General features: G+C 53.9%; 21 protein-coding genes. All 21 read left to right on the forward strand.

Going from position 1 to position 23,908, the window contains the following annotated elements:
• The first annotated feature begins 13 nt into the window (after positions 1 to 13).
• The 21 genes from nuoI to csaB all read left to right on the forward strand — a co-directional run bounded on the left by nuoI (position 14) and on the right by csaB (position 23,748).
• The gene (gene nuoI, locus AC3Y2E_RS25945; protein WP_190929230.1) at positions 14 to 472 is read left to right on the forward strand and encodes an NADH-quinone oxidoreductase subunit NuoI; all 459 of its coding nucleotides are present in this window, start codon (positions 14 to 16) and stop codon (positions 470 to 472) included.
• Positions 462 to 986 carry an NADH-quinone oxidoreductase subunit J gene (locus AC3Y2E_RS25950; protein WP_190929231.1) on the forward strand — a complete coding sequence of 175 codons (525 nt, stop codon included), beginning with the start codon at positions 462 to 464 and terminating at the stop codon, positions 984 to 986. The genes nuoI and AC3Y2E_RS25950 overlap by 11 nt, the downstream gene beginning before the upstream one ends.
• 1 nt (position 987) lies before the next feature.
• Positions 988 to 1,299 (forward strand): NADH-quinone oxidoreductase subunit NuoK, encoded by a 312-nt coding sequence (gene nuoK, locus AC3Y2E_RS25955; protein ID WP_190929232.1) that lies wholly within the window; start codon positions 988 to 990, stop codon positions 1,297 to 1,299.
• Between the two features lie 12 nt (positions 1,300 to 1,311).
• The gene (gene nuoL, locus AC3Y2E_RS25960; protein WP_379215604.1) at positions 1,312 to 3,195 is read left to right on the forward strand and encodes an NADH-quinone oxidoreductase subunit L; all 1,884 of its coding nucleotides are present in this window, start codon (positions 1,312 to 1,314) and stop codon (positions 3,193 to 3,195) included.
• A complete protein-coding gene (locus AC3Y2E_RS25965; protein WP_379215606.1) occupies positions 3,185 to 4,822 on the forward strand; it encodes a complex I subunit 4 family protein in 1,638 nt (545 codons plus the stop codon). Before nuoL ends, AC3Y2E_RS25965 begins: the two co-directional genes overlap by 11 nt.
• A 3-nt stretch (positions 4,823 to 4,825) precedes the next feature.
• Positions 4,826 to 6,379, forward strand: a complete 1,554-nt coding sequence (locus AC3Y2E_RS25970; RefSeq protein ID WP_379215608.1) for an NADH-quinone oxidoreductase subunit N — start codon at positions 4,826 to 4,828, stop codon at positions 6,377 to 6,379.
• 321 nt (positions 6,380 to 6,700) lie between these two features.
• Entirely contained in the window at positions 6,701 to 9,490 is a 2,790-nt protein-coding gene (locus AC3Y2E_RS25975) for a S8 family serine peptidase (protein ID WP_379215610.1), read from the forward strand.
• A 61-nt stretch (positions 9,491 to 9,551) separates the two neighbouring features.
• Positions 9,552 to 9,803, forward strand: coding sequence for a DUF1146 family protein (locus tag AC3Y2E_RS25980; RefSeq protein ID WP_190929236.1), 252 nt, complete (start codon positions 9,552 to 9,554; stop codon positions 9,801 to 9,803).
• 207 nt (positions 9,804 to 10,010) lie between these two features.
• Positions 10,011 to 11,333, forward strand: a complete 1,323-nt coding sequence (gene murA / locus AC3Y2E_RS25985; RefSeq protein WP_379215613.1) for a UDP-N-acetylglucosamine 1-carboxyvinyltransferase — start codon at positions 10,011 to 10,013, stop codon at positions 11,331 to 11,333.
• 187 nt (positions 11,334 to 11,520) lie between these two features.
• Positions 11,521 to 12,558 (forward strand): stage II sporulation protein D, encoded by a 1,038-nt coding sequence (gene spoIID / locus AC3Y2E_RS25990; RefSeq protein WP_379215615.1) that lies wholly within the window; start codon positions 11,521 to 11,523, stop codon positions 12,556 to 12,558.
• A gap of 109 nt (positions 12,559 to 12,667) precedes the next feature.
• Complete coding sequence (locus AC3Y2E_RS25995) at positions 12,668 to 13,396, forward strand: peptidoglycan DD-metalloendopeptidase family protein (RefSeq protein WP_379215617.1); 729 nt, start codon at positions 12,668 to 12,670, stop codon at positions 13,394 to 13,396.
• 209 nt (positions 13,397 to 13,605) lie between these two features.
• A complete protein-coding gene (spoIIID, locus tag AC3Y2E_RS26000) occupies positions 13,606 to 13,893 on the forward strand; it encodes a sporulation transcriptional regulator SpoIIID (protein ID WP_190929240.1) in 288 nt (95 codons plus the stop codon).
• A gap of 184 nt (positions 13,894 to 14,077) precedes the next feature.
• Positions 14,078 to 15,079, forward strand: coding sequence for a rod shape-determining protein (locus AC3Y2E_RS26005; protein ID WP_190929241.1), 1,002 nt, complete (start codon positions 14,078 to 14,080; stop codon positions 15,077 to 15,079).
• A 157-nt stretch (positions 15,080 to 15,236) separates the two neighbouring features.
• Positions 15,237 to 16,133: a flagellar hook-basal body protein gene (locus tag AC3Y2E_RS26010; protein WP_379215620.1), complete on the forward strand. Its 897-nt coding sequence runs from the start codon at positions 15,237 to 15,239 to the stop codon at positions 16,131 to 16,133.
• Positions 16,134 to 16,148: 15 nt separating this feature from the next.
• The gene (locus AC3Y2E_RS26015) at positions 16,149 to 17,021 is read left to right on the forward strand and encodes a flagellar hook-basal body protein (protein WP_379215622.1); all 873 of its coding nucleotides are present in this window, start codon (positions 16,149 to 16,151) and stop codon (positions 17,019 to 17,021) included.
• Positions 17,022 to 17,047: 26 nt separating this feature from the next.
• Entirely contained in the window at positions 17,048 to 17,368 is a 321-nt protein-coding gene (locus AC3Y2E_RS26020) for a DNA-directed RNA polymerase subunit beta (RefSeq protein WP_190929244.1), read from the forward strand.
• A gap of 188 nt (positions 17,369 to 17,556) precedes the next feature.
• Positions 17,557 to 18,078: a CDP-alcohol phosphatidyltransferase family protein gene (locus AC3Y2E_RS26025; protein WP_379215625.1), complete on the forward strand. Its 522-nt coding sequence runs from the start codon at positions 17,557 to 17,559 to the stop codon at positions 18,076 to 18,078.
• A 157-nt stretch (positions 18,079 to 18,235) separates the two neighbouring features.
• Positions 18,236 to 18,664 (forward strand): 3-hydroxyacyl-ACP dehydratase FabZ, encoded by a 429-nt coding sequence (fabZ, locus tag AC3Y2E_RS26030; RefSeq protein ID WP_190929246.1) that lies wholly within the window; start codon positions 18,236 to 18,238, stop codon positions 18,662 to 18,664.
• A gap of 53 nt (positions 18,665 to 18,717) precedes the next feature.
• On the forward strand, positions 18,718 to 20,424 hold the full coding sequence (locus tag AC3Y2E_RS26035) for a phospho-sugar mutase (RefSeq protein WP_379215627.1): 1,707 nt from the start codon (positions 18,718 to 18,720) through the stop codon (positions 20,422 to 20,424).
• Positions 20,425 to 20,635: 211 nt separating this feature from the next.
• Positions 20,636 to 22,648, forward strand: coding sequence for a DUF5693 family protein (locus AC3Y2E_RS26040; RefSeq protein WP_379215629.1), 2,013 nt, complete (start codon positions 20,636 to 20,638; stop codon positions 22,646 to 22,648).
• Entirely contained in the window at positions 22,633 to 23,748 is a 1,116-nt protein-coding gene (gene csaB, locus AC3Y2E_RS26045) for a polysaccharide pyruvyl transferase CsaB (protein ID WP_379215631.1), read from the forward strand. The genes AC3Y2E_RS26040 and csaB overlap by 16 nt, the downstream gene beginning before the upstream one ends.
• Positions 23,749 to 23,908: the final 160 nt, after the last annotated feature.

Below are 23,908 nucleotides of genomic sequence, written 5' to 3' on the forward strand. Positions count from 1 at the left end.
GGGGGAACGACCTATGAAAGGGATAGTCAAAGGGCTCGGGCTTACATTCAAGACGATGATGCAGAAGAAGGTCACCTATGCCTACCCCGACGTGCCTTTGGAGCTGCCGGACCGCTTCCGCGGCATCCAGCACTTCGACCCGGAGAAATGCATCGTATGCAATCAGTGCGCGCGGGTATGCCCAACGGAATGCATCACGCTGACCGGCAAAAAGAACCCCGATCCGGAAAGCAAAATGAAGCTGGTTATCGATACGTACGATATCAACTTTGAAATCTGCATCCTGTGCGACTTGTGTACCGAGGTTTGTCCGACCGAAGCGATCGTCATGACGAACAACTTTGAGCTTAGCACGTACAGCCGCGACGATTTGTACAAAAACATGGACTGGCTGCACCAAAACAACACGAACGTGCGGAAAGAAAACAATTCGGCGGCACCTAAGGGAGGAGCCAAAAAAGATGCTGGGTAACATTGCAGACTTTTTCTCGAGCGGTGCCAACGTGATGTTTTTCGTGTTCGCTCTGCTCGCCATCGGCGGCGCGATCTTTATGATCAGCTTCACGAAGGTCGTCTCGATGGTCGTCTCGGCAGCCGTCACTTTCTTAAGTCTCGCCGGTCTCTATGTGCTGCTGGAAGCAGAATTTCTGGCAATGGCGCAAGTTCTCGTCTATGCGGGCGGCATCTCGATCCTGATGATCTTCGGTATCGTGATGACCCGCCATAAGGGCGAAGAGCCGGAGGATAAACGCCGCTGGCATCATATCGGGCTGTGGATCGGAATTGCCGGACTATTCGGTATCCTGTTCTATGCCTTCCAAAATGTGTCGTTCCCGAAAGGGGAGCTCGCGACGCCGGAAGACAATACGCTTGAGATCGGGAAGCGGCTGTTCACCGAGCAAGTCATCCCGTTCGAGCTGATGTCGATTCTGCTTACCGTCGCGTTCATCGGCGCGATCATCCTGGCCAAGAGGGAGGAAGAGTAGGATGAGCGAACCGATTCTGCCTTATCTGACCTTAGGCGCGATTTTGTTCTGCGTCGGGTTGTATGGGGCGTTAACGAAGAAAAATGCCGTAATCGTCCTGTTGTCGATCGAGCTTATGCTCAACAGCGTCAATTTGAACTTTGTGGCGTTCTCCAAGTACGGAGTGGCTCCGTCTTTTCAAGGCCAGATCTTTTCTCTCTTTAATATGACGGTAGCGGCCGCGGAAGTTGCGATCGGGATCGCGATCCTAATTACGCTCTACCGGAACAAGGGCACTTCGAATGTGGACGACATGAACGAATTGAGAAAGTGAGGAGGATCAACGATGGAATCGTACGCACAAATCGCCTGGCTCGTTCCTCTGTTTCCGCTTCTCGCGTTTCTCGTTCTGCTCGCCGCAGGCCGACAGTGGAAGGAAGGCGGAGCATACGTCGGGATTATCGCGACACTAGCCTCTTTCATCGTGTCGGTGCTCATATTCGTGGAGCGTCTTGGAAGTGGAACGGAAGATTACACGTGGAACAGCTTGGAATGGCTCAAGCTTGGCGAATATTCGCTTGCTATGGGGTTCGAGATCAACAACCTGAACGCGCTCATGCTGATTATCGTGTCGCTCGTCAGCTTGCTGGTTAATTTATACTCCAAAGGATATATGCACGGAGACGATCGGATATCGGTCTTTTACGGATACGTCGCCTTGTTTACGTTCGCCATGCTGGGCGTGGTTATGTCGGAAAATATACTTCAGTTGTATATTTTCTGGGAATTGGTCGGTCTCGGCTCGTTCCTGCTCATCGGCTTCTGGTACTTCAAGCCGGAAGCGAAGGCGGCGGCCAAGAAAGCGTTTATTATTACGAGAATCGGCGACGTCGGCTTATTGATCGCGATCTTGCTCCTCTACTGGAATATGCCGGGGCATGCGCTCGATTTCTCCAGCATTCATAATGCGTTTGCCGAAGGCCGAATCTCTGAAGGCACGGCAACCTGGATTGCGCTGCTTATCTTCGTAGGCGCCGTGGGCAAGTCCGGCCAGTTTCCGCTGCATACATGGCTGCCGGACGCTATGGAAGGTCCGACGCCGATCAGCGCCTTGATTCACGCGGCAACGATGGTTGCGGCCGGCGTGTACCTGGTGGCACGGACATTCGATATTTTTACCGCTTCTCCAGCCGCTCTGGAAACGGTGGCTTACGTGGGAGGCTTCACCGCAATTTTTGCCGCTACGATCGGCGTTGCTCAAAAAGATATTAAACGGGTGCTCGCCTACTCAACGGTCAGTCAGCTCGGGTATATGATGATGGCGCTCGGCGTCAGCGCCACGATATCGGCGGGAATGTTCCACCTGTTCACCCATGCATTTTTTAAGGCGCTTCTGTTCCTTGGAGCGGGCAGCGTCATTCATGCCGTACATACGCAAAACATATTTGAAATGGGCGGACTGTCGTCCAAGATGAAAATTACGACTTGGACGTTCGCGATCGGGGCTCTGGCTTTATCGGGAATTCCGCCGTTCTCCGGCTTTTGGTCCAAGGACGTGATCCTGTCCGAAGCTTATTACAGCGGACATTACGGATTGTTTGCGGTCGGACTGATTGCCGCTTTCTTCACCGCGTTTTACATGTCCCGGCTGTTCTTTCTCGTATTTACGGGCAAGCCTAGAGGCACGCAGCACCAGCACGCTCACGAGTCTCCGGCCGTGATGACGGTTCCGTTGATCGTCCTTGCCGTCCTTGCGGTAGGAGCGGGCTTCCTGATGACTCCGTTTAACGGCTGGTTCGGAGAATGGCTGACCGGTAAAGCGGCCGAAGAGCACAATGCGGCGCTGGTTATGACGCTGTCGACTGTTGTCGGCTTGCTTGGAATCGGACTCGGATATTTGATGTACGTCAAAAAGAGCATCTCCGCGGATACCATTCCGAATGGCGCGCCTTGGCTGCACCAGCTCGTGGAGCGGAAATATTACATCGACGAGTTGTACGGCCTGATTATCGTAAAACCGGTAAAAGCGCTCGGCAACGTGCTCACCTTGTTCGATCATTATGTTGTGGACGGCATCGTCCGGCTTAGCGCTTCGGCTGTATCCGGGCTGGGCCGTGTCGGGTCGCGGCTGCAGAACGGCCAGGTGCAGACGTACGGGCTCGTTACGCTGCTCGGTATCGTCGTCCTGATGCTGGTGTTCGCCGGGAGGAGGTTTTTGAATGTTTGGTAGTTGGCCCATTCTGTCGACCATCCTCTTCTCGCCGCTGCTCGGCATTATTGCGCTGCTGCTTATTCCGAAGCATAACGGCAGGGCGCTGAAGACGACGGCGATCGTTGCTACTCTAATACCGCTTGTACTGGCAGCGCTGTTGTACGCCGACTTTCAGCACGACACGGCCGATATGCAGTATAAGGAAAATGCGAACTGGATCAAAGTTCCGCTGAATAAAGAAATCGGCGACGATCTGAGCTCGCTGAAAGAATTTTTTTACGAGTTTAACTACACGCTGGCGATCGACGGCCTGTCTCTGCCGCTCGTATTTTTGACCGCACTTGTAACCGCTATGGCGGCTTTCGCCTCCGTGCATGTGAAGAAACGATGGAAGGCGTTTTACATCTGGTTTCTGCTGCTGGAGATCGGGATGTTCGGCGTATTCATGGCTCGTGATTTGTTTTTGTTTTTCCTGTTCTTCGAGCTTACGCTCATTCCGATGTTTTTCCTGATTGGAATATGGGGTTATATGGACAGGGAGCGGGCGGCCAACAAGTTTTTGATTTATAACGGGATCGGTTCGGCCGTCATGATTTTGGCGTTTTTCATTATCGTCAATACGGCCGGGTTTACGATGCAGACGGTAGGCGACGCGACCTCCTTCTATTACAGCGGCAGCCTGGACGTTATTACGAAAAACTTGTTTGCCGACCAAGCTTCGCTGATTCATGCCGGGCCGGAGATGTTCCCGGACAATCCGTTTTATTTAAGCGAGACGATGAAGTGGACGCTGTTCATCATGCTGCTCATCGCATTCGGCATCAAGCTGCCGATCTTCCCGTTCCATACGTGGATGCTTAAAGTGCATACGGAAGCGCACCCGGCGGTCGTTATGATCCACTCCGGCATTTTGCTGAAGATGGGCGCCTACGGTTTGCTAACCTTTGGCATTATGCTGTTTCCGGTGCAGGCCCATGGGGCGGCGCTGGTGATAGCGATTCTGGGCGTTATCAATATTTTGTACGGTGCGATACTCGCTCTGCGCCAAACCGATTTCAAGCTGATTTTGGCTTACTCCAGTATTAGTCATATGGGGATCGTCCTTCTCGGTCTTGCGGCGTTTAACGAAATCGGGCTAAAAGGGGCCATCTTCCAGCTGGTATCCCACGGACTCATATCGGCGCTGTTCTTCCTGCTCGTAGGAAGCTTGTACGAGAGAACGGAAACGACGGAAGTGAGAAAACTGGGCGGTTTGTCGGCATCGCTGCCGTTCATTTGCGGCTTCCTGATGCTCGGCGGCATGGCGTCGCTCGGACTCCCGCTTTTGTCGGGTTTCATTAGCGAGTTCATGGCTTTCCTCGGCCTGTTCGAGACGATGCCGATCGTTACGGTGATCGGAGTGCTGGGCATTATTTTTACGGCCGTATATGTGCTTCGCGGGGTTATGAAGATCAGCTACGGACCGATACCGGAGGCGTACAAAGGGCTTCGGGACGCCAGACTGGTGGAGGCGGTGCCGATGATTACTCTGACTGCGTTCATCGTACTGATCGGGATTTATCCGGCCGTGCTGAGCGAACCGCTGCAGCAAACCGTAAGCAGTATCGACGAATGGATTCACAACATCGTGAAGATGGGAGGGTAGACCATGGATCAACTTCAACGTTTGACGGCGGGGGACCTCGTTCATCTGGCGCCTGAGTTGACCCTGGTCATCTCAGCAATCGTCCTGTCGCTGCTCGATTTATTTATGCCCCGCTCGTTCAACCGTACCGTTCTGGGCTGGCTGGCGCTGGTGTCCGTCGGCATATCGGCTGTGTTTGTCCTGGGGGATATTAGCGCTCTGAACCGCATCGACGATGCTACCGGGCTCGTCCTGCCCACGGAGCCTGTATCGCTGCTGGGCGGCAGCTGGCGGGTCGACGATTACGCGAATTTGTTTAAACTGCTTTTCCTTGGCGGAACGGCGCTTATTTTGTTCATGAGCATCGGCAATGTGAAAGAAGACGAAATCCCGCACAAGGGCGAATTTTATTACTTGTTCCTGCCGGCTACGATCGGTGCGATGGTCATGGCGTCTTCCGGCGATCTGATCACCCTGTTCGTCGGGCTCGAACTGCTTAGCATCACTTCTTATGTACTGGTCGGCATGCGCAAGAAGTCGTTTTCATCTAATGAAGCGGCGTTTAAGTACGTAGTCATGGGAGGCATCTCGTCCGCCGTAATCCTGTACGGAATGTCGTTCTTGTACGGGATGTCCGGATCGACGAACCTGGCGGAGATCAATCGGGCGCTTTCAGCCAACTACGCTGCGTTCGAGCCGTTGATTTACGTCTCCTTCTTCCTGCTGCTGGCAGGTTTCGGCTTTAAAATTGCGGCGGCTCCGTTCCACATGTGGGCGCCTGACGTCTACCAAGGCTCGCCGACGCCGGTTACGGCATATCTCGCGGTCGTATCCAAGGCAGCCGGTTTTGCGATTACGTTCCGGGTGCTGTACAGCGTGTTCGGCCTGGGCGGCTTGATCAGCCAGCAGATCCATACCGACGCCTTCACGGCGACGATGGTGGTAGCCGCGGCAGCTATGATATTCGGTAACTTCATAGCGCTCCGTCAAAAAAACATGAAGAGGCTGCTCGCCTATTCCGGGATCGCGAATGCAGGTTACCTGCTGGTGCCGATCGGCACACAGTTCGGCATGGTGCACTTCTCGAACTTCTCGGAAATGTTCTTCTACCTGATCGCTTATCTGTTCATGAACATCGGAGCGATCGCCGTGTATATGATCGTCAGCGATTCATCCAGAAGCGAGGACATCTCGGCCTTCGCCGGCTTGTATTACCGGGCGCCGGCGACTGCGGTGGCGATGGTCGTTCTGATTTTGTCGCTGGCCGGCCTTCCGGTAACGGGCGGATTTTTCGGGAAGCTGTACATTATGCTCGGTACTTTGCAGCTGCAGCATTACTGGCTTGCCGCCATTATGATCGGTACGAGCGTCATTTCGTTTTATTACTATTTCAGCATCATCCGGCAAATGTTCCTGAGGTCGGGCGAAGTCGAAGCGGAGATCAAGTCTTCGCCAACCGCGCAAATTACGGTTTGGGTCTGCGTGGCGGCTACGCTGTTGACCGGATTTTTCCCGCATGTGGTGCTCCGTTATATCGAGACGATTTTCAGCGTACCGATCGATTTGTTTATCAGTTAACTGTATAGCTTGTCCGTTTGCAGCCCTTCCGGGGAACCGGAGGGGGTTTTCTTTTTTTAAAGAGTAAATCGACGCAGCAGTATTTTCTCTTAATTGGAATCGGGGAAGTTTAACGAAGAGTAAACCGGGTTAAAAAGATAGCGTATTCATTGTGGCGAATAACCAAATTTAATGGCGATGAGTGAAGCAACCCTATATTCCAACCATGAATCGGGTAGGCCTTTCGAACCGATTTTGTTACAATGGAAAGGGATGTCCGGCATAATGGCGAAATGTATACGTTCGGACAAAATCAAGAATGACATGAAGAGGACAACATCCATGATACGAAACGGGCGGAAGCGTTTAGCGTGGATCGGTTTATTTGCGATTGTATGGGTTGCGCTGGACCTATACTCATTTTGGCTGCCGAATCGGGCGGAAGCGGCCTTGCCGACTATTTCCCCGGCAATAACGGAAGCGGCCGATTCATCCACCTATATTATAAAGTGGAAAGGGAGCCCCGATCCGACGTTTACAGCGAAAAGTATGATCGAGCGGGAGTATGGCTTGTCCGGCACAGTAGTAGCGCGTCCGGGAGCGGGCGTGAACAGTGCCGAGTGGCTGGCGGAATGGGAAAACTCTCCGGGTGTGCAGTATATTGTGCCCAACCGGAAGGTCGGGATCTCGGCCGCGGCTTCCAATGACCCTTTTATCGATAAACAAACGTATTTGCAGAGAACTCATACTATCGACGTCTGGCAAGAGGTTAGCGGAACGGAAACGGAATCGGTAGTTATTGCTATAGTCGATACGGGCGTGGATCTGAGCCATGCCGATCTGAAGGGCAATCTGGTGCCTGGCGTTAATCTGATTCAACCGAACATACCGCCGCGCGATGACAACGGACACGGGACCAATGTAGCCGGAGTTATCGCAGCTGTCGTGAACAATAGCAAGGGTGTAGCGGGGATGCTGTGGAAAGCCAGCATTATGCCGATCAAGGCGTTGGAGCCTAGCGGTCGCGGGGACGAGGACAAGCTGGGCGAAGGTATTCGTTATGCGGTCGACAACGGGGCCAAAATTGTCGTGTTATCCGTCGGACTTCTGCGCAACGACGCTTATTTGCAGGAAATTGTACAATACGCGGAAGATCATAATGTAATGCTGATCGCGGCTACGGGCAACGATGAAGGACGCAATGTCCGTTATCCGGCTGCCTATCCGACTGTGCTGGCGGTTGGAGGCGTGGGTGAAAATAACGCGATTGAGGAACGGTCGAACTACGGGCCGGAACTGGATCTGGTTGCGCCTTGGTCTGTTTTTACTACCGCTATCGGAAATAAGTACGAGTATCAGGACGGCACGTCGATGGCTGCACCGCAGGTGGCGGCCGCTGCTGCGATGATATGGGCGAAGTACCCGTATATGAAGGCCCATGAGGTGCGCAGCCTGCTGCGGCAGACGGCGGACGATATCGGCGAAGCCGGATGGGACGAGCGCACTGGGTACGGCTTGTTGCGGGTGGATCGGGCCTGGAACGAACCGCTCCTGCCGGACATGTATGAACCGAATAACAGCAGGGCGGAAGCGAAGCCTTATACGGCCGGCCGGATGATTTCCGCCGAACTGAGCGGCGGGACCGATGTCGACTGGTTTTATATCGATGTTCCGTATGACGGGACGCTTCATATGATGCTGCTCTCGGATGCGCCTGTGCCGTCGGATGTGAAGCTGACTCATGTCGGATCAGCGGGGGTTTATGCGTATAAGGCAGTACCGGGCAAGTACGTACAGTTGAAAGTATCCCAAGGAATAAACCGGATCGCGCTCCAATTCGAGAATAGCAGCGAACCGGTGTTATGGCCTTACCGTCTGACTAGCCATTTTTCCATTTATCGCGATTCTTTTGAAGATAACGATCGTCAATATCAAGCTTTTAAGCTGGCTCCGCGAAGCCAATCGGTAAAAGGAACCTTTGATAGGGAAGGCGACGAGGACTGGTTCTCGATGACGTTCGAACAGTCGGGCAACGTAACGGTAACGCTCACTCCGGACACGAAGCGGATGGATCCGATATTAACGGTTCAGAAGAAGAGCGAACGGGGCGTTACGATCGACGACAACGACGACGGGGAGTTCGAGTCGCATTCGTTCCAGGCTTTTCCGGGCACTTATTATTTTAAGGCCGGTAAGGTAACGCCTGAAGCTACAATTGGGGAATATACGCTCGAAATCGTATACGAGCCGAAATATATGGACCCGAACGAACCGAATGATCGTCCGTACCAGGCAACGGTCCTCCATACGGATACAGAATACGAGGGAGTGTTTGACCGGTCGACGGATATCGATTATTTCAAATTCACGATCGCAGAACGCAGCCTCGTGGATTTCTCGATGACGGATATTCCGATCGGCCGGCAAGTAACTGCTGTTTTACAGACGAACGCACTTTCCCCGGTCGTAAGCCAGACAAGCGACCGGACCACCGGCAAACTTGCGATGTCGATTCCGCTAAATGCCGGGACCTATTATGTCCGTATGACTCCGGATGAAGCCTTTCAGGAACAACTGTACCGGCTGCGCCTGCATACGGATGTACTGGTGGGCGGCTTTACCGATATAACCGGTCATTGGGCGCAGGATGCGATCGTCGATTTGTCCGCAGCGAAAATCATAGAGGGCTACGGCAATTATACGTTTCGCCCGGAAGCGAGTATATCACGCGCGGAAGCCGTGACTCTCCTTGTTAAAGCGTTTGAATATTCGAAGAAACGCCCTGTCACTTTTCCGGATCTGCCTGAAAGCCACTGGGCTTACGACAGTGTATCGAAGGCGCTGCAAGCCGGTGTGGTGCAAGGATATCCGGACGGCCGATTCGATCCTGACGGCAAGCTGAGCCGTGTGGAGATGGCGTCGCTGTTCTCCAAGGCGCTCCGGCTCGGCGGCAAGCTGCGCGGGGATGTTCCTTTTACCGATATCGGACATGACTTCTGGGCGCTTCCGATTTTGAAGCAAATGAAGGCGGAAGGCTGGCTTACCGGTTATGACGACGGTACGTTCCGTCCGGATGTGTCGACGACTCGGGCAGAGTTTACGGTTATGCTGCAGAGAATTATGAACCGATAATTGAAGCACGGCTTGCCAAACCGCGAAGCTGCGCTTCCGGAGGAAAGGATGATCGAATCGGATGGACATCTCGAATGCCTTGGAATTCTCCATGGGAATGACGGGGCTTGTCTCTATTACCGTCGTATTGCTCTGTATCGGGTTATCCTGGTGGGCGCTGCAGCAGTTCCGCTTCGATCTGTTCGTCAAGCAGCCGCGAAGCGCTCCCGCCAAAATGCTGCAAGTGCTTCTGTCGATCGCCCTTGGTTACCAGATCGCGCGATTCGTGCTTGATTATTACAACTGGTCGACGTTGCTCAAAGGGATGTTTTAACACTACCGAATAACAATGTCGTATGTTGTCAACAATGGTAATACACCGAAATATATTGATTAGATGCGTAAGCCACCGTTCCAAATTGAGAAGCGGCTACGAAATCTTTAGCTGTATGCACGACGGGAGCCACGAATTTACAGTTGTCACGGTTAGACCCCGGGTGTAAACTGAACGTTGGGCATTGGAAACGCGGAGGGGAACAAGATGAGCAAAATAATCGTCCGCGGCGGCAAGCGATTGTCGGGTAGGATCAAAATTAGCGGAGCCAAAAACGCCGTGCTTCCGATTATCGCGGCATCGTTGCTGGCTACGAAAGGGGAGTGCGTCATTCATGACGCGCCGCCTCTAGATGACGTCATGACCATCAGTCACGTCCTCAGATCGCTGGGTGCACGTGTCCATTATTATAATGAGACGATTCGGGTCAATGCCGAACAGCTGGAATCGTGCGAAGCCCCTTACGAGTGGGTGCGCAAAATGAGAGCGTCGTTTCTGGTCATGGGTCCGCTGCTCGCCCGAACGGGATATTCGCGGATCGCCTTGCCGGGAGGATGTGCGATCGGGACTCGTCCCATCGACCAGCATCTGAAGGGCTTTGAGGCGATGGGCGCCGAGATCGGACTCGGACAGGGTTATATCGAAGCCCGGGTGAAAGGCCGTTTGCGCGGAGCTAAAATTTATTTGGACGTGGCCAGTGTAGGGGCGACCGAGAACATTATGATGGCTGCGACTTTGGCGGAAGGAACAACCCTGATCGAGAACGCCGCACGCGAACCGGAAATTGTCGATTTGGCTAATTTCCTTAATGCGATGGGCGCCCGGATTCGGGGAGCGGGAACCGGAGTGATCCGGATCGACGGAGTGGAAAGTCTGCAAGGCACGGTACATACAGTAATTCCGGACCGGATCGAAGCGGGCACGTTTATGATCGCTGCGGCGATATCCGGCAGCACGGTCTATATCGAAGGAGCGATTGCGGATCATCTCAGGCCGGTTATCTCCAAGCTTCAGGAAATGGGAGTGACGATCGGGGAAGACGAGAACGGCTTGCTCGTATCGATTGACCGGCCGCTGCGGGCAGTGGATGTGAAGACGTTGCCGTATCCGGGATTTCCGACCGATATGCAGTCTCAGATGATGGCGCTGCTTACCGTCTCGGACGGGACCGGCATCGTTACGGAGACCGTGTTCGAGAACCGGTTTATGCATGTGGAGCAGTTTTGCAACATGCAGGCACAGATCAAGGTGGACGGCCGCACCGCTATCGTAAGCGGCAATACCAAGCTCCGCGGAGCCAAAGTATGCGCTACCGACTTGCGCGCAGGCGCGGCATTGATTTTGGCGGCTTTGGTTGCCGACGGCGAGACCGAGATCACTGGCGTTCATCATATCGACAGGGGTTATGTCGATATCGAGCGCAAGCTTCGTGAATTGGGAGCGGACATTCGTCGCTACGAGCCGGAGGAACAGACCGAGCAAGTGGCCCAGGAAATGAAAATCTTTTCCATACAGCCCACATGGGCTTAAATCGACAACCCCCTATCGTTATGGGACAGCCGACCGGCACTCACTAGTAAAGTGAAGCCGGTTTTTTCTTTTCTATCACGGATTGCAAGTGAGGGCCGGAACAGGTTCTATGAGCTCTACTCCTCTCATAAAATGAAAGCAAAGATCGCTAGAACAGCCGATCCTATTCATTTTACGGAGGAACCTGATGAGAAACCGTACTTCCATTCAGCCGTGGCTGCCCGCAACTACGATCGCCGCCGCGCTGCTGACCGTAACGCTGTTATTGCCGGGGATCGTAGCGAAAAGGAGCGGGTCCGTCAGCGTTTTGAGCACGGCAGACTTCCCGCAGACCCGGCTGGAGCAGCAGACCAAGCCTTTGCTCGTACCGATCTATTTGACCCGGGAACAAAAGATCGACCAAGTGCCGCTGGAGACGTATGTCCGCAATGTAGTGGCTGCCGAAATGCCGGCGAATTTCGAGTTCGAAGCGTTAAAGGCCCAGGCGATCGCTTCACGGACATATATTGTCAAGCGGCTTCTGGAGGGCGACTCCTCTCAAGTGCCGGTTCAAGGAGCGGTCGTTACCGATACGGTAGCCCATCAAGCGTATATCGGCGAGGAACAAATGAAGGCGAACTGGGGAGAGGCCGATTATCCATCACGGCTGGACAAGCTGAATCGCGCCGTCAACGAGACGGCGGGAGTGGTCGTAACGTATCAAGGCAAGCCGATACAAGCTTCGTTTTTCTCCACCAGCAACGGGTACACGGAAAACTCGGAGGAATACTGGAGGGACTATATCCCGTACTTGCGCAGCGTACCGAGCCCATGGGACAAAGAACTTTCTCCGAAATATATGGAGACGAAAACCATGAGTCTACAGGAATTTTTCAAGAAACTCGGCATTACGTCCGTACCGGCCGCCGCAACCGGCAGCGGAGCGATGAAGGTGCTGGCGACGACGTCCGGGCATCGGATCAAAACGGTGTCGGCCGGCGGGAAGTCTTTTACCGGCAGGGAGATGCGGGAGAAGCTGGAGCTGAACTCTTCGCAATTCACCTGGAAAATAAGCGGCTCGCGGATTGAGATCACGACATACGGATACGGACATGGCGTCGGTATGAGCCAATGGGGCGCGAACGGGATGGCCAAGGAAGGGAAAAATGCGGAGACGATTCTCAAATACTATTATCAGGGGGTAGAGCTGGGCCGCGTATCGGCTTTACTAGGACCGTCCGCTTAAGCAAAGTGTTGATGCAGGCGGAAATTTTTTAAAAGGAAACGGCAAAAAACTATCACCTCACGTATAAAACCTAGCGATCTGGCAACAATGGTGACTGAGGTGATATAACATGAGTGATCAAAACAAAGAACAAGAATTGAAGACCGAAGAGAGTGCTCCAAAATCGACCGATGGAGCCGTAAAGCCTTCCAGTTGGAAGCGACTGTTAGCCAAGAAGTGGGTGTTTCCGGCGACGTACATGGCAGCAGCGGCAATTATCTTAACGTTAATGTGGGTCTACACGGATTCGGGCGTCAAGAACTTGTCCGAACAAGACCTCGGTCTCGGCGTCTCGAAGACGCAGGACGTATCGGGTCCCACTGACAAGCCGGATGCTCTGCCTGTAGCCGCAACTGCCGAAACGATGCAATGGCCGGTGAAAGACAAAAACGAAGTTGAAGTGCTGCTGCATTTCTTCGACACGAAAGCTTCCCATGAAGTTCGCCAAGCCGCTATGATCGAGTATGGCGATACGCTTACGCCGCATGTCGGGGTGGATCTAGGTCGTGAAGACGATCAGCCGTTCGACGTACTGGCCGCTATGAGCGGAAAAGTAACCCGTGTCGAAAAAGATCCGATCGTCGGCCAACTGGTCGAAATTACGCATCAAGACGGAACGGTTTCCATTTACCAAAGCTTGTCGGACGTTAAAGTGGCCAAGGACGTTCAAGTGAAGAAGGGCGACATCATCGCCGTTGCCGGACGTAACGAGCTGGAGAAGGAAATGGGCACTCACGTTCACTTCGAAGTTCGCCAAAACGGATCGCCTGTTAACCCGGAATCGCTGATTATCGAGTAACAAGCTGGAAGCATTTAGCCGAAATGTTAGACGAAAGCGGAAGGATTTTCTTCCGCTTTTTTTGTTGGGAAGGAAATGGTATCGCGTATGTACGGGGGATTTTCCAAAAATAATTGAACAGGCAAGCTTGTCAGGCTTGGAAACAAAGAATATATGGCCCTGCCCCTCATATACTGTACCAAACCAACTCGAGTAGGGAGGCGAGGGGCGTGCACGATTACATCAAAGAGCGTACGATCAAGATCGGGCGCAGTCTAGTGGAAACCAGGCAGACGGTCCGTACGATTGCCAAGGAATTCGGAGTATCGAAAAGCACGGTTCATAAAGATTTGACGGAACGGCTGCCCGAGATCAATCCGGAACTGGCCAACCAGGTAAAATTGATTCTCGAGTACCACAAGTCGATCCGGCACTTACGGGGAGGAGAAGCGACGAAGGTCAAGTACAAACGGAGCCGCCAGCAGAAGCCTGCCGATCATCTGGTTACGGCCAGGTAGCCCGCCGCCTCAACTTTTACTCTGTCTAATTATTCCTACAAAAAGAGGAGTTTTGAAAAAGTTGTCGAAATAGGTATACTTATGTGTAAGCAGGAATGCCACGGATCAAATTCGCCCGCGGACGGTACAAGTGACGTCATGCGAGGTCGGCATGGCACCGTAACGTTCTCGGGAGGATTGTAGGATGATTAGCAAAGATATCGGAATCGATTTAGGAACGGCTAACGTACTTATTCATGTAAAGGGACGGGGCGTCGTCTTGGATGAACCGTCCGTCGTCGCTATTGAAAGCGATGCTAAGCGGGTTCTCGCTGTCGGGGAAGAAGCGCGCAGGATGGTTGGGCGTACGCCCGGCAATATTGTGGCGATCCGTCCTCTGAAGGATGGCGTCATTGCTGACTTTGAGATTACGGAACTGATGCTGAAGCATTTTATATCGAAGGTCGGGGGGAAGCGCTGGTACAGCCACCCGCGGATATTAATTTGTGCGCCTGCCAACATTACGTCCGTTGAGCAAAAAGCGATTCGCGAAGCAGCGGAGCGGAGCGGCGCAAGGGAAGTTTATTTGGAAGAGGAACCGAAGGCCGCAGCAATCGGGGCTGGAATGGATATATTCCAGCCTAGCGGCAATATGGTGGTCGATATTGGCGGCGGGACGACCGATGTCGCCGTATTGTCCATGGGAGACATCGTAACCTCATCTTCCATCAAAATCGCGGGGGACAAGTTCGACGCCGCGATTATGAAATACATAAAGTCGAAGTACAAGCTGCTGATCGGGGAACGGACTTCGGAAGATATCAAGCTGAAGATCGGAACGGTGTATTCCGATACGCGCAAGGAAGAGATGGACATCCGGGGCCGGGATATGGTATCGGGTCTGCCGCAAACGGTAACGATCCGTTCCGACGAAGTGAAGGAAGCGTTGTGGGAATCGGTATCTTCGATCGTATCCGCGGCCAAAGTCGTTCTGGAGCGGACGCCTCCGGAATTGTCGGCGGATATTATCGACCGCGGCGTGATTTTGACCGGCGGCGGAGCGCTGCTGCACGGTCTCGACCAATTGCTCGCAGACGAGTTGAAGGTTCCGGTCCTCGTCGCCGACAGCCCGATGAGCTGCGTCGTTCGCGGAACTGGAATTATGTTGGATAATCTGGATAAAGTTACAAAGAAAAAATTCGGGTGATCGTGCCGATATATAGAACGAGCAGGAAAAATTAGCCGGAGGCTTTCGCCGAAGGCGGTTTTTCTTGCGTAAGTATACCGATTCCGTGAAGCTGGCGTAAGGATGTGCACGCAGCGGAGCTTCACTTCCGGTTGATCTATAGAGGAGGCCTTCCCCCATGCTAAGAGGATTGTATACCGCAGCATCCGGCATGCTGTCGCAGCAGCGCAAGCACGATACGATCACGAATAATATCGCCAATATCAATACGCCCGGATTCAAGCAAGGCAGCGCCGTATCCCGTTCCTTTCCCGAGATGCTCATCGCGCTGATGGAGGGCAAGCCGGGGATGGAGATGGTGAACCGGGGGCGGCTGAATACCGGCGTGCTGGCGGAAGAAGCGCTGACCGTGAATGTGCAGGGCGTTCTCCGCGAGACGTCCAATCCGTTTGATTTCGCCATCGTGTCCGATATTCAGGTGGAAGGGATGCAGTTTAACGGCGGCAAAACGATTACGGACGACGGACAGCGGATTTTCCAGCCGCAAGCTTTTTTCACCGTTCTGAATGAAGCGGGCGAGCAGCGCTACACCCGCAACGGTAAATTTAACGTTAACGGGCAAGGCGAGCTTGTCACGGCCGAAGGATATCAAGTCCTCCGGGATAACGGGCAGCCGATCGTATTGATCGATCTGGATACACAAATACCGATCACGAATATAACCGTCAACCGCTTCGGCCAATTGCTGGATTCCACGAATGGACAAGCTCTTCTCGACGCGGAGGACAATCCGGTCCGCATGCTGATCTCGCGCGTAGACAATCCGATCCGGATGATTCCGGAAGGATCGGGATTGCTGCGGGTGGAGGCGGAAGACGCCGGGAATGTCGTACAGGTGGCGGCGGGCGATAATGTGGAAGTGAGACAGGGCTTTGTGGAAAGCTCGAATGTCGACCCTGCTCAGGCGATGGTCGATATGATGACCGCTTCCCGGATGTACGAAGCCAATCAAAAAGCGGTACAAGCTTATGACAAAAGCTTGGAAAAAGCCGTGAACGAAGTCGGAAGAGTGTAGAAGGGGTAACGGCCTATGAACCATTCGATGATCAACTCATTCGTCTCCATGCAGGGTTTGCAGCAGAAGCTTGATATTATTTCTAATAATATGGCCAATATTAATACAACCGGCTTCAAACGACAAGAAGCGACGTTTCACGATATTTTGACCACGACGATGCGGCAGCCGGAAGCGTTCCAGCAGGCGGGCCGCATGTCCCCGCTCGGCTTAACTCAAGGCTGGGGCGCCAAGCTCAGTCAAATTCAGACGATCCTGGCACAGGGGTCGCTGAAGCAAACCGACTCTCCTACCGATCTGGCGATCGAGGGAGACGCCTTGTTCGAAATTCTCATTCCTTCTCTGGATGGGGACGGCGAACCGGTACAGCGGGCGGCGTGGACACGTGACGGAGCGTTCTCGCTTAAACCGCAGCCGGGAGATACCGAGAACGTTTATTTAACGACAAGAGAAGGCCATCTGGTACTGAATGCCAACGACGAGCCTATAGCGATACCGAATAACCGCCGGATTACGGTGGAGTCGGACGGCACGATCTCGGTCTATAACGACCTTCAGCCCGATCAGCCGCCTGTTGCAGCCGGACAGCTCAAGCTGGTACAGGTCGTTCGTCCGCAATTGCTGCAGCAGTTGGGCGATAACCTGTACACGCTGCCGGACGAGATCGACCCGGCCCTTGGGGAAGTGCTAAGGGTCGCCGCTACCGACGGACAAAACCCGGAAGCCGCCAAAGTGAAAGTGCATCAAGGATTTTTGGAGCAATCCAACGTCAATATGGCCGAAGAAATAACGGAGCTGATGTTGACGCAGCGAGCGTACCAGCTTAACGCCAAAGCTCTCACATCCGCCGACAACATGATGTCTTTGGCGAATTCGCTTCGCGGCTAATCCGGCTTTTTTTAAGGAGGCCAGCAATGAATGAACATAATACCGATGTCCGTTCCAAACCAAAGCCGAACGTAGGGGGAGGGGCGAAAACGGTATCGAGCGGTCAGGCAAAAGCAAAGCCCCAGCAGGACGCCAAAGAGAAGCCGCAGCCGAAGCGAAAGCTGAGACGGCGATGGGTGAGGCTGCTGCTAGGCTTGCTGAGAGCGCTGCTAGTGCCGGTTCTATGCGTAATTGCCGTCGTCGTCGGACTTTGGCTCGGATACGCCTACATCGGGGGCAGAGAAGGATCGGACATCTGGGAATGGGATACTTGGAAGCATCTGTTCGATCTGGTATTTGCCGGCTAGTGCAGGGCCGGAATGTACCAACTGTGCTGGCGGAGGCGGTCTTGGGATCACGGAGCCAAGGCACGGTATCCGTTCTGACTTCGCACCCACTATACGATCGTTAACTCCCCGCTACGGGGAGTTTTATTTTTGGGTTAACAACGGTATAATGGATGGGTATGGAAGAAAGATTCGGGGGAGAGAAACGGGTGAACTTGCCGAACCTATTGACGTTAAGTCGATTCGCGCTGATCCCGGTATACGTCGTCTTTTTCAGCACGAATCAACTCAAAACGGCTTTTTTCATAGTCGTACTGGCAGGGGCGACCGATATATTGGATGGTTATTTGGCCCGCAAGAGGGGACAGATCACCCAGGTTGGCGTAATGCTCGATCCGCTCGCCGACAAATGCATGATGCTGACCGTGATTATCTCGCTGCTCGCATCCGGCATGATTCCGTGGCAAGCCGCAGTGGCTATGTTTATCCGTGATGCTGGCATGATCGCAGGCTCCGCTTTTTTCCATTTCCGGGGCAAGCGAACGGTGCCGGCCAACAGCTTAGGGAAGCTTACGACTGTTTTATTTTATATGGCCTTTCTGTTTATCTTTTTTGATTTCTCGTTCGCGGTCGGCTACCTGTGGTTTGTTATCGGCGTATCGTTTATAGCATCGGCTATTTATATCGTTTTGTTCCTGGCTTTGAACCGGGAAACGGACACCGCGAATTAACGATAAAAAGGAGCATATGTATAGACTGTATCGGAGTCCGCATCATATGCCCCCTTATATCAACCTTCACTACTGCAGGTCGTGAAGGGACATTCACTAGTTTAAGTTAACCGTTGGCATTTTATACAGCAGCAGACGGGAAAGGGGAAAAACATTGATGATGGACATTACGGAAATTCAGGAAACGATACCGCACCGCTATCCGTTTCTCCTCGTGGATCGCATTTTGGAAGTGGAGGCCGGGGTACGGGCAGTTGGTCTCAAAAATGTAACGGTAAACGAACCGTTCTTCGCAGGCCACTTCCCCGGATACCCGGTTATGCCCGGCGTCCTGATCGCCGAAGCGCTTGCTCAAGTCGCAGGAGTTGCGATGCTGAAGGTGGAAGCGAATAAAGGCAAAATCGGACTATTTGCCGGTATCGACGGTTTCCGCTTCCGGGAACAGGTGAAGCCCGGCGATACGCTGATCTTGGAGGCTGAGATTACCCGGATGAAAGGGTCGATCGCCAAATGCCGCGGCGTCGCCAAAGTAGGAGAGAAGATTGTAGCCGAGGGCGAGCTGATGTTCGCGCTGGCTAATCCGTAAGCCGGTACGTAACGCGTTTACGTGCACGATATTGAGTTCGGGAGAGATGGCATTTGAGTTTGGAACAAGCGCTGGCCAAATACGAGCTGTGGCTGAACGATCCGTTGATCGATGACGAGACCCGGCAGGAGCTGAGCTCCCTTCAAGGAAACGACAAAGAGATCGAAGACCGCTTCTATCGCGATTTGGAATTCGGAACGGGAGGACTGAGAGGCGTCATAGGAGCGGGCACGAACCGGATGAACCGGTATACGGTCGCCCAGGCGACTCAAGGGTTGGCCCAATTTGCGAAGCAGGTTGCATCCGGTCAGCCTTCCGTAGCGATCGCTTACGATTCCCGCAACCAATCGCCCGAATTTGCCCTGGAAGCCGCGCTTGTGTTGGCGGGTAACGGAGTGAAGGCGTATGTGTTCGAATCGCTTCGCACGACTCCCGAGCTGTCTTTTGCGGTGCGTCACTTGGGAGCGACCGGGGGCGTTGTCATCACGGCCAGTCATAATCCGCCTGAATATAACGGCTACAAAGTGTACGGCAGCGACGGAGGGCAGCTCGTTCCCCGCGATGCGGAGCGCGTCCTTGCGGAAATTCAGACGGTGGATGCGCTGGAGAAGGTCAAGCGGCTGGAACGCAGCCGGGCTGAGGCCGAAGGACTTCTGGAGTGGATCGGGGAAGAAGTGGATGAAGCGTTCATCAGCGCTGTGGCCCAGATGAGCTTGCATCCGGAAGTGATTCGATCGGTCAGCGACCGTTTCCATCTGGTGTATACTCCTCTTCATGGATCGGGCAATCTGGCGGTACGCAGCGTGTTGAACCGGATTGGTTTTAAGAACGTCCATATCGTGCCGGAGCAGGAGCAGCCGGACGCTAATTTCTCCACCGTCAAGTCTCCGAATCCGGAAGAGCGGGAAGCGTTCACTTTGGCGCTTGCGCTGGCCAAGGAGAAACAGGCGGACATCCTGATCGGGACCGATCCCGATTGCGACCGGATGGGTGCGGTCGTCAAAAACGACCAAGGGGAATATGTCGTGCTCAGCGGCAACCAGTCCGGTGCGATCATGGCTCATTATTTGCTGGAGAGCTTGAAGCAGCGAGGGGAGCTTCCGGATAACGGCGTGCTGATCAAGACAATCGTTACGAGCGAGATGGGTGCGGCGATCGCCGAGAGTTTCGGAGTCCGGGTGATGAATACGCTCACCGGGTTTAAATACATCGGCGAGAAGATGACCGAATTCGAGCGAACCGGGCAATACCGCTTTCTGTTCGGCTATGAAGAAAGCTACGGGTATTTGGCGGGAACGTATTGCCGCGATAAAGACGCCGTGCTGGCTTCGATGTTGATCTGCGAAGCGGCCGCCTATTACAAAAGCCAAGGCAAAACGCTCTACCATGTTCTCCAGGAGCTGTACGCCGATCACGGGTACTTCCAGGAGTGTCTGGAATCGCGTACGCTGAAAGGAAAGGACGGCCTGGAACAGATCCGAGGCATTATGGAGGACTGGCGTCAAGCTCCTCCTGTCCAGATTGCGGGCGTCCCGGTCGTTCGGGTACAGGATTATTCTCAAGGCATAGACGGGCTGCCGGCGGAAAATGTGCTGAAGTTTACTTTGGCCGACGATTCCTGGTTCTGCTTGCGGCCGTCCGGAACGGAGCCCAAAATCAAAACGTACTTCGCTGTACGCGGCGCTACGGGCGAGGAAGCAAGCGCAAGACTGGAACAGCTTCGGATCGATGTGATGGCCCGGGTAGACCGGTTTCAATAAATCAAGCTAATGGCGGTGTCCGGCATCGCACCTTAGCTCTTGTACAGGCAGCGGAACCTCTTCGGGCATCCGCGCCGCTCGCAGTTCTGTGCGGCGGCGTCGCTTCGGAGAGGTTTTCCGGGTTTTGCTGCCGGGGGGCTGCACGAACAACTTGCCGGCTGTTACGTGTTTACGGACGAGCCTATACGACATGCAATGAGGAGTGAATAGTTTGCTTCAGCGGTATTTATCGGTGAATGAACGCGCACGGAAATGGCTTTGGTGGGTAGTGATCCTAGGTTTGCTCGCTTCCGTCCCGCTCGCTTACGAGCGTGTCAACACGGAACGGTCGACCAAAAACGTCGACATCGTCTTCGACTATCGCGATCTTCTCGAATCGGCGGCGTACAAGCCGAATCCGGAAGCTTATATTCAAGAATGGCTCCAGACGATGAAAGGGGCCGGAATCGAAAGCATGGCGGTGTATGAGAGCTCGCTGGAGGAATTGAAGAACAGCCGCCGCATTCAAGTGTACAATGCTCAGGAATACTCGCTTCTGACGGGCACTCCGATCGTACAGGGGGAGAACAATACGTATTTATTGTTCGCCAGTCAGGAGGCCAAGGACAAGCTCCAACCGATTATGGAGCGGACGTACCGGGACCGGGTAAAGGCCAAAGTCACGACCTGGACGCATAACAACCGGCAGGGATTAATCATCGGTCTTCCGTACGAAGAAGCGAATACGAAGCCGATGGAGCCGGACCCGATCGCGATGGACATGCTGCAGAAGCAAGGATTTCGCATCGTCCCCAGGTTGTCCAACCGTATGCAGCCTTATTCCGAGTCGGAGCTGGAAGACTTGCTGAAAAAGCTTAGCCAGCGCGGCGTCAAGCGGATCGTCTTCGACGGGACGGCTGTTACCGGATATGACGAGGATCCGGAGAAAAACCACGTTCCGAAGACCGCTGAGTTAATGAAGAAATACGGAATGGGAACGGCTGCGATCGAGCGGCTGAAAGTTCCTCAAAAAGGTTTTACCGTAAGCTTCGCCGAACGGTTGGATTATAATGTGGTCCGGCTCTTCCCGTTATTTGAAACGGAAGCGAATCTGAAGCCGGAGCAAATCGCGGACAAGCTGGTGCTTGCCGTCAAAGACCGCAATATGCGGATGCTGTTCCTCAATACGAGAACAGCTAAAGATATGGACAAAGGCTTCATGAACGATTACCTCGAGAACATTATAACCGGGTTGAACGGTCCGGAAGGGGCCGTCAAACGGATTGAAGCGGCCGGCTATCAGCTCGGGGAAGCTCATCCTTTCGTAGAGCACGGAAAGGTGCTGGAGCCGCTTAAGCTGGTGTTGCTGGTCGGGGGAGCGGCGCTTATCGCACTTACGATCGGTCTGTTTCTTCCGGCGCTGGTCACTGCTTCGTTCGCAATCGGCACGGTTGGAGTTCTCGGCTTGTTCGTCTTGTCCAAGTCGCTGGCTCTGCAGGCGATGGCGTTCGGAGTCGGCGTATGCGCGCCTACGCTCGCCACGATAATGGCGATCCGCTATATTCAAAAGCGGAAGGCCAGCAGGCCAAGCTTGAGCTGGATCGGGGCTCTGATGATATTCCTTGGAACTTCGCTCGTGACGGTAATCGGCGTGATGTATGTCGTCGGCCTGCTGAGCGGGATTACGTATTATCTCGTGCTGGAGCAGTACCGGGGAGTCGGGCTTTTGCATTTACTGCCGATTTTTCTCGTTGGCTTGTATGCTCTGTTGTTTGCGGAATCGAACGGGCTTCGAGACGTCTGGGAACGGGCACGCCAACTGTTATTTGCTAAAATCACCGTCATCTGGATTGTCCTCGCGGCCGTATTCGGCGGTGTGATCTACTACTATCTGACGCGGACCGGTAACGAAGGACAAGCCTCGCAGATGGAAATGCTGATGCGTACCTATTTGGAGAACGGATTGGGAGTACGCCCGCGGTTTAAGGAGTTCATCTTTGCCCACCCGGTGTTTATTCTCGCAGCCTATATGTATGTGAAGCACCGGAGTGCGATCTTCCTGTTCGCCGGAGCGGTCATGGGACAGCTGTCGATCGTCGATACGTTTGCGCATCTTCATACGCCGCTTTATATTTCGGCGATTCGCGTCGGATACGGGATCGTGTTCGGGGTTGTCATTAGCTTGATTTATGTAGCGGCCTGGGAAGTGCTGGCGAGAGGATGGAGAAGATGGGGTCCGAAGTAAAGCGAATCGCGTTGTCCGGCTATTACGGGTTTCGCAACAGCGGCGATGAGGCGGTGCTGCAGTCGATCCTGCTGGCGCTTCAGGCGGAAGGAGAGCGTCAAGGCGTCCGCATCGAGCCCGTGGTGCTCTCTATACGGCCGGAAGAGACGTCCCGCATGTACGGCGTGTCCGCCGTTCACCGGATGCGGATGGGGGAGGTCGCCCGCGCGCTGCGCGAATGCGACGGGCTGATCAGCGGCGGGGGCAGCTTGCTGCAGGACGCGACGGGGCTGAAAACGATCCCTTATTACTTGGCTGTGCTGAAGATGGCGCAGTTTTACCGCAAGCCTACCTTTATATACGCTCAAGGAATCGGACCGGTCCACCGACCTATTTTTTACCCTTTCATACGAAATGTATTTAACAAGTGCCGGTATATTTCGGTTCGTGACGACGAATCGGCCGAGCTGTTGGCCCGGATGGGCGTGGCGAGGAGCAAGGTTGAAGTGGTGCCGGACCCTGTTATGGGCCTTCCTCTTAAGGATGGAGCGGTGAAGCGGGAGCGTGATTCAAAACCGGTGGTGGGCGTATCGGTCCGCTACTGGAACAAGGACCGTTCCGAGCTTGACGGTCTGGCCCGCACGATTCGGCAGATCGCGGAAAGCCGGCCGGTTACGATCCGGTTTCTGCCCTTTCATTTGCCGGATGACGCGGAGGCTTCCCGATATGTGATCGACCGGCTTGGTTCGCTGCCAGGGACATCAGCGATTGAAGTGACGGAAACCGCCGTTCATCCGCAAGATATGCTGGCGGAGGTCAGCGGCTGCGATCTGTTGATCGGGATGAGGCTGCATTCCTTGATCTATGCCGCGTCACAGGAAGTGCCGCTGATCGGGATCTCGTATGACCCGAAGATCGACCAATTTCTGAACCGTCTCGGTATAAAGGCAGCTGCCTCCACTAGCAGCTTCGAATCGGAAACGGTGGCAACAGAGGCGCTCCGTCTTCTTGATGATCGGGCGGGCTGGAAGGAACGCAACCAGGAGGCTATTGTACGTCTCAAGAAGCAGGCTCAGTTGCCGGCGAGCCAGATCGTCTCGATGGTTGGCGGTATTCGTTAAAACAAGGATCATTGTTGCAGATTCGGCTATGAAAACGCAAGGCCAAGCGAGATACACGGCGATACGCATGTCGGCGCCATGATAATGTTCGGAAAGTTTCAACTTCACAATGAAAACCGCCCAAAAACAGCCGTTTTTGCATAATTTCGCATTGGTGTTT

The sequence above is a fragment of the Paenibacillus sp. MAH-35 genome (assembly GCF_058135425.1).

Coding starts and splice junctions, on each gene's coding strand:
- murA (WP_379215613.1), top strand. CDS start 10,011: ATGAGCAAAATAATCGTCCGCGGCGGCAAGCGATTGTCGGGTAGGATC.
- AC3Y2E_RS25950 (WP_190929231.1), top strand. CDS start 462: ATGCTGGGTAACATTGCAGACTTTTTCTCGAGCGGTGCCAACGTGATG.
- AC3Y2E_RS25970 (WP_379215608.1), top strand. CDS start 4,826: ATGGATCAACTTCAACGTTTGACGGCGGGGGACCTCGTTCATCTGGCG.
- fabZ (WP_190929246.1), top strand. CDS start 18,236: ATGATGGACATTACGGAAATTCAGGAAACGATACCGCACCGCTATCCG.
- AC3Y2E_RS26005 (WP_190929241.1), top strand. CDS start 14,078: ATGATTAGCAAAGATATCGGAATCGATTTAGGAACGGCTAACGTACTT.
- nuoL (WP_379215604.1), top strand. CDS start 1,312: ATGGAATCGTACGCACAAATCGCCTGGCTCGTTCCTCTGTTTCCGCTT.
- csaB (WP_379215631.1), top strand. CDS start 22,633: ATGGGGTCCGAAGTAAAGCGAATCGCGTTGTCCGGCTATTACGGGTTT.
- spoIID (WP_379215615.1), top strand. CDS start 11,521: ATGAGAAACCGTACTTCCATTCAGCCGTGGCTGCCCGCAACTACGATC.
- AC3Y2E_RS25980 (WP_190929236.1), top strand. CDS start 9,552: ATGGACATCTCGAATGCCTTGGAATTCTCCATGGGAATGACGGGGCTT.
- AC3Y2E_RS25995 (WP_379215617.1), top strand. CDS start 12,668: ATGAGTGATCAAAACAAAGAACAAGAATTGAAGACCGAAGAGAGTGCT.
- AC3Y2E_RS26020 (WP_190929244.1), top strand. CDS start 17,048: ATGAATGAACATAATACCGATGTCCGTTCCAAACCAAAGCCGAACGTA.
- AC3Y2E_RS26015 (WP_379215622.1), top strand. CDS start 16,149: ATGAACCATTCGATGATCAACTCATTCGTCTCCATGCAGGGTTTGCAG.
- AC3Y2E_RS26010 (WP_379215620.1), top strand. CDS start 15,237: ATGCTAAGAGGATTGTATACCGCAGCATCCGGCATGCTGTCGCAGCAG.
- nuoK (WP_190929232.1), top strand. CDS start 988: ATGAGCGAACCGATTCTGCCTTATCTGACCTTAGGCGCGATTTTGTTC.
- AC3Y2E_RS25975 (WP_379215610.1), top strand. CDS start 6,701: ATGATACGAAACGGGCGGAAGCGTTTAGCGTGGATCGGTTTATTTGCG.
- AC3Y2E_RS25965 (WP_379215606.1), top strand. CDS start 3,185: ATGTTTGGTAGTTGGCCCATTCTGTCGACCATCCTCTTCTCGCCGCTG.
- nuoI (WP_190929230.1), top strand. CDS start 14: ATGAAAGGGATAGTCAAAGGGCTCGGGCTTACATTCAAGACGATGATG.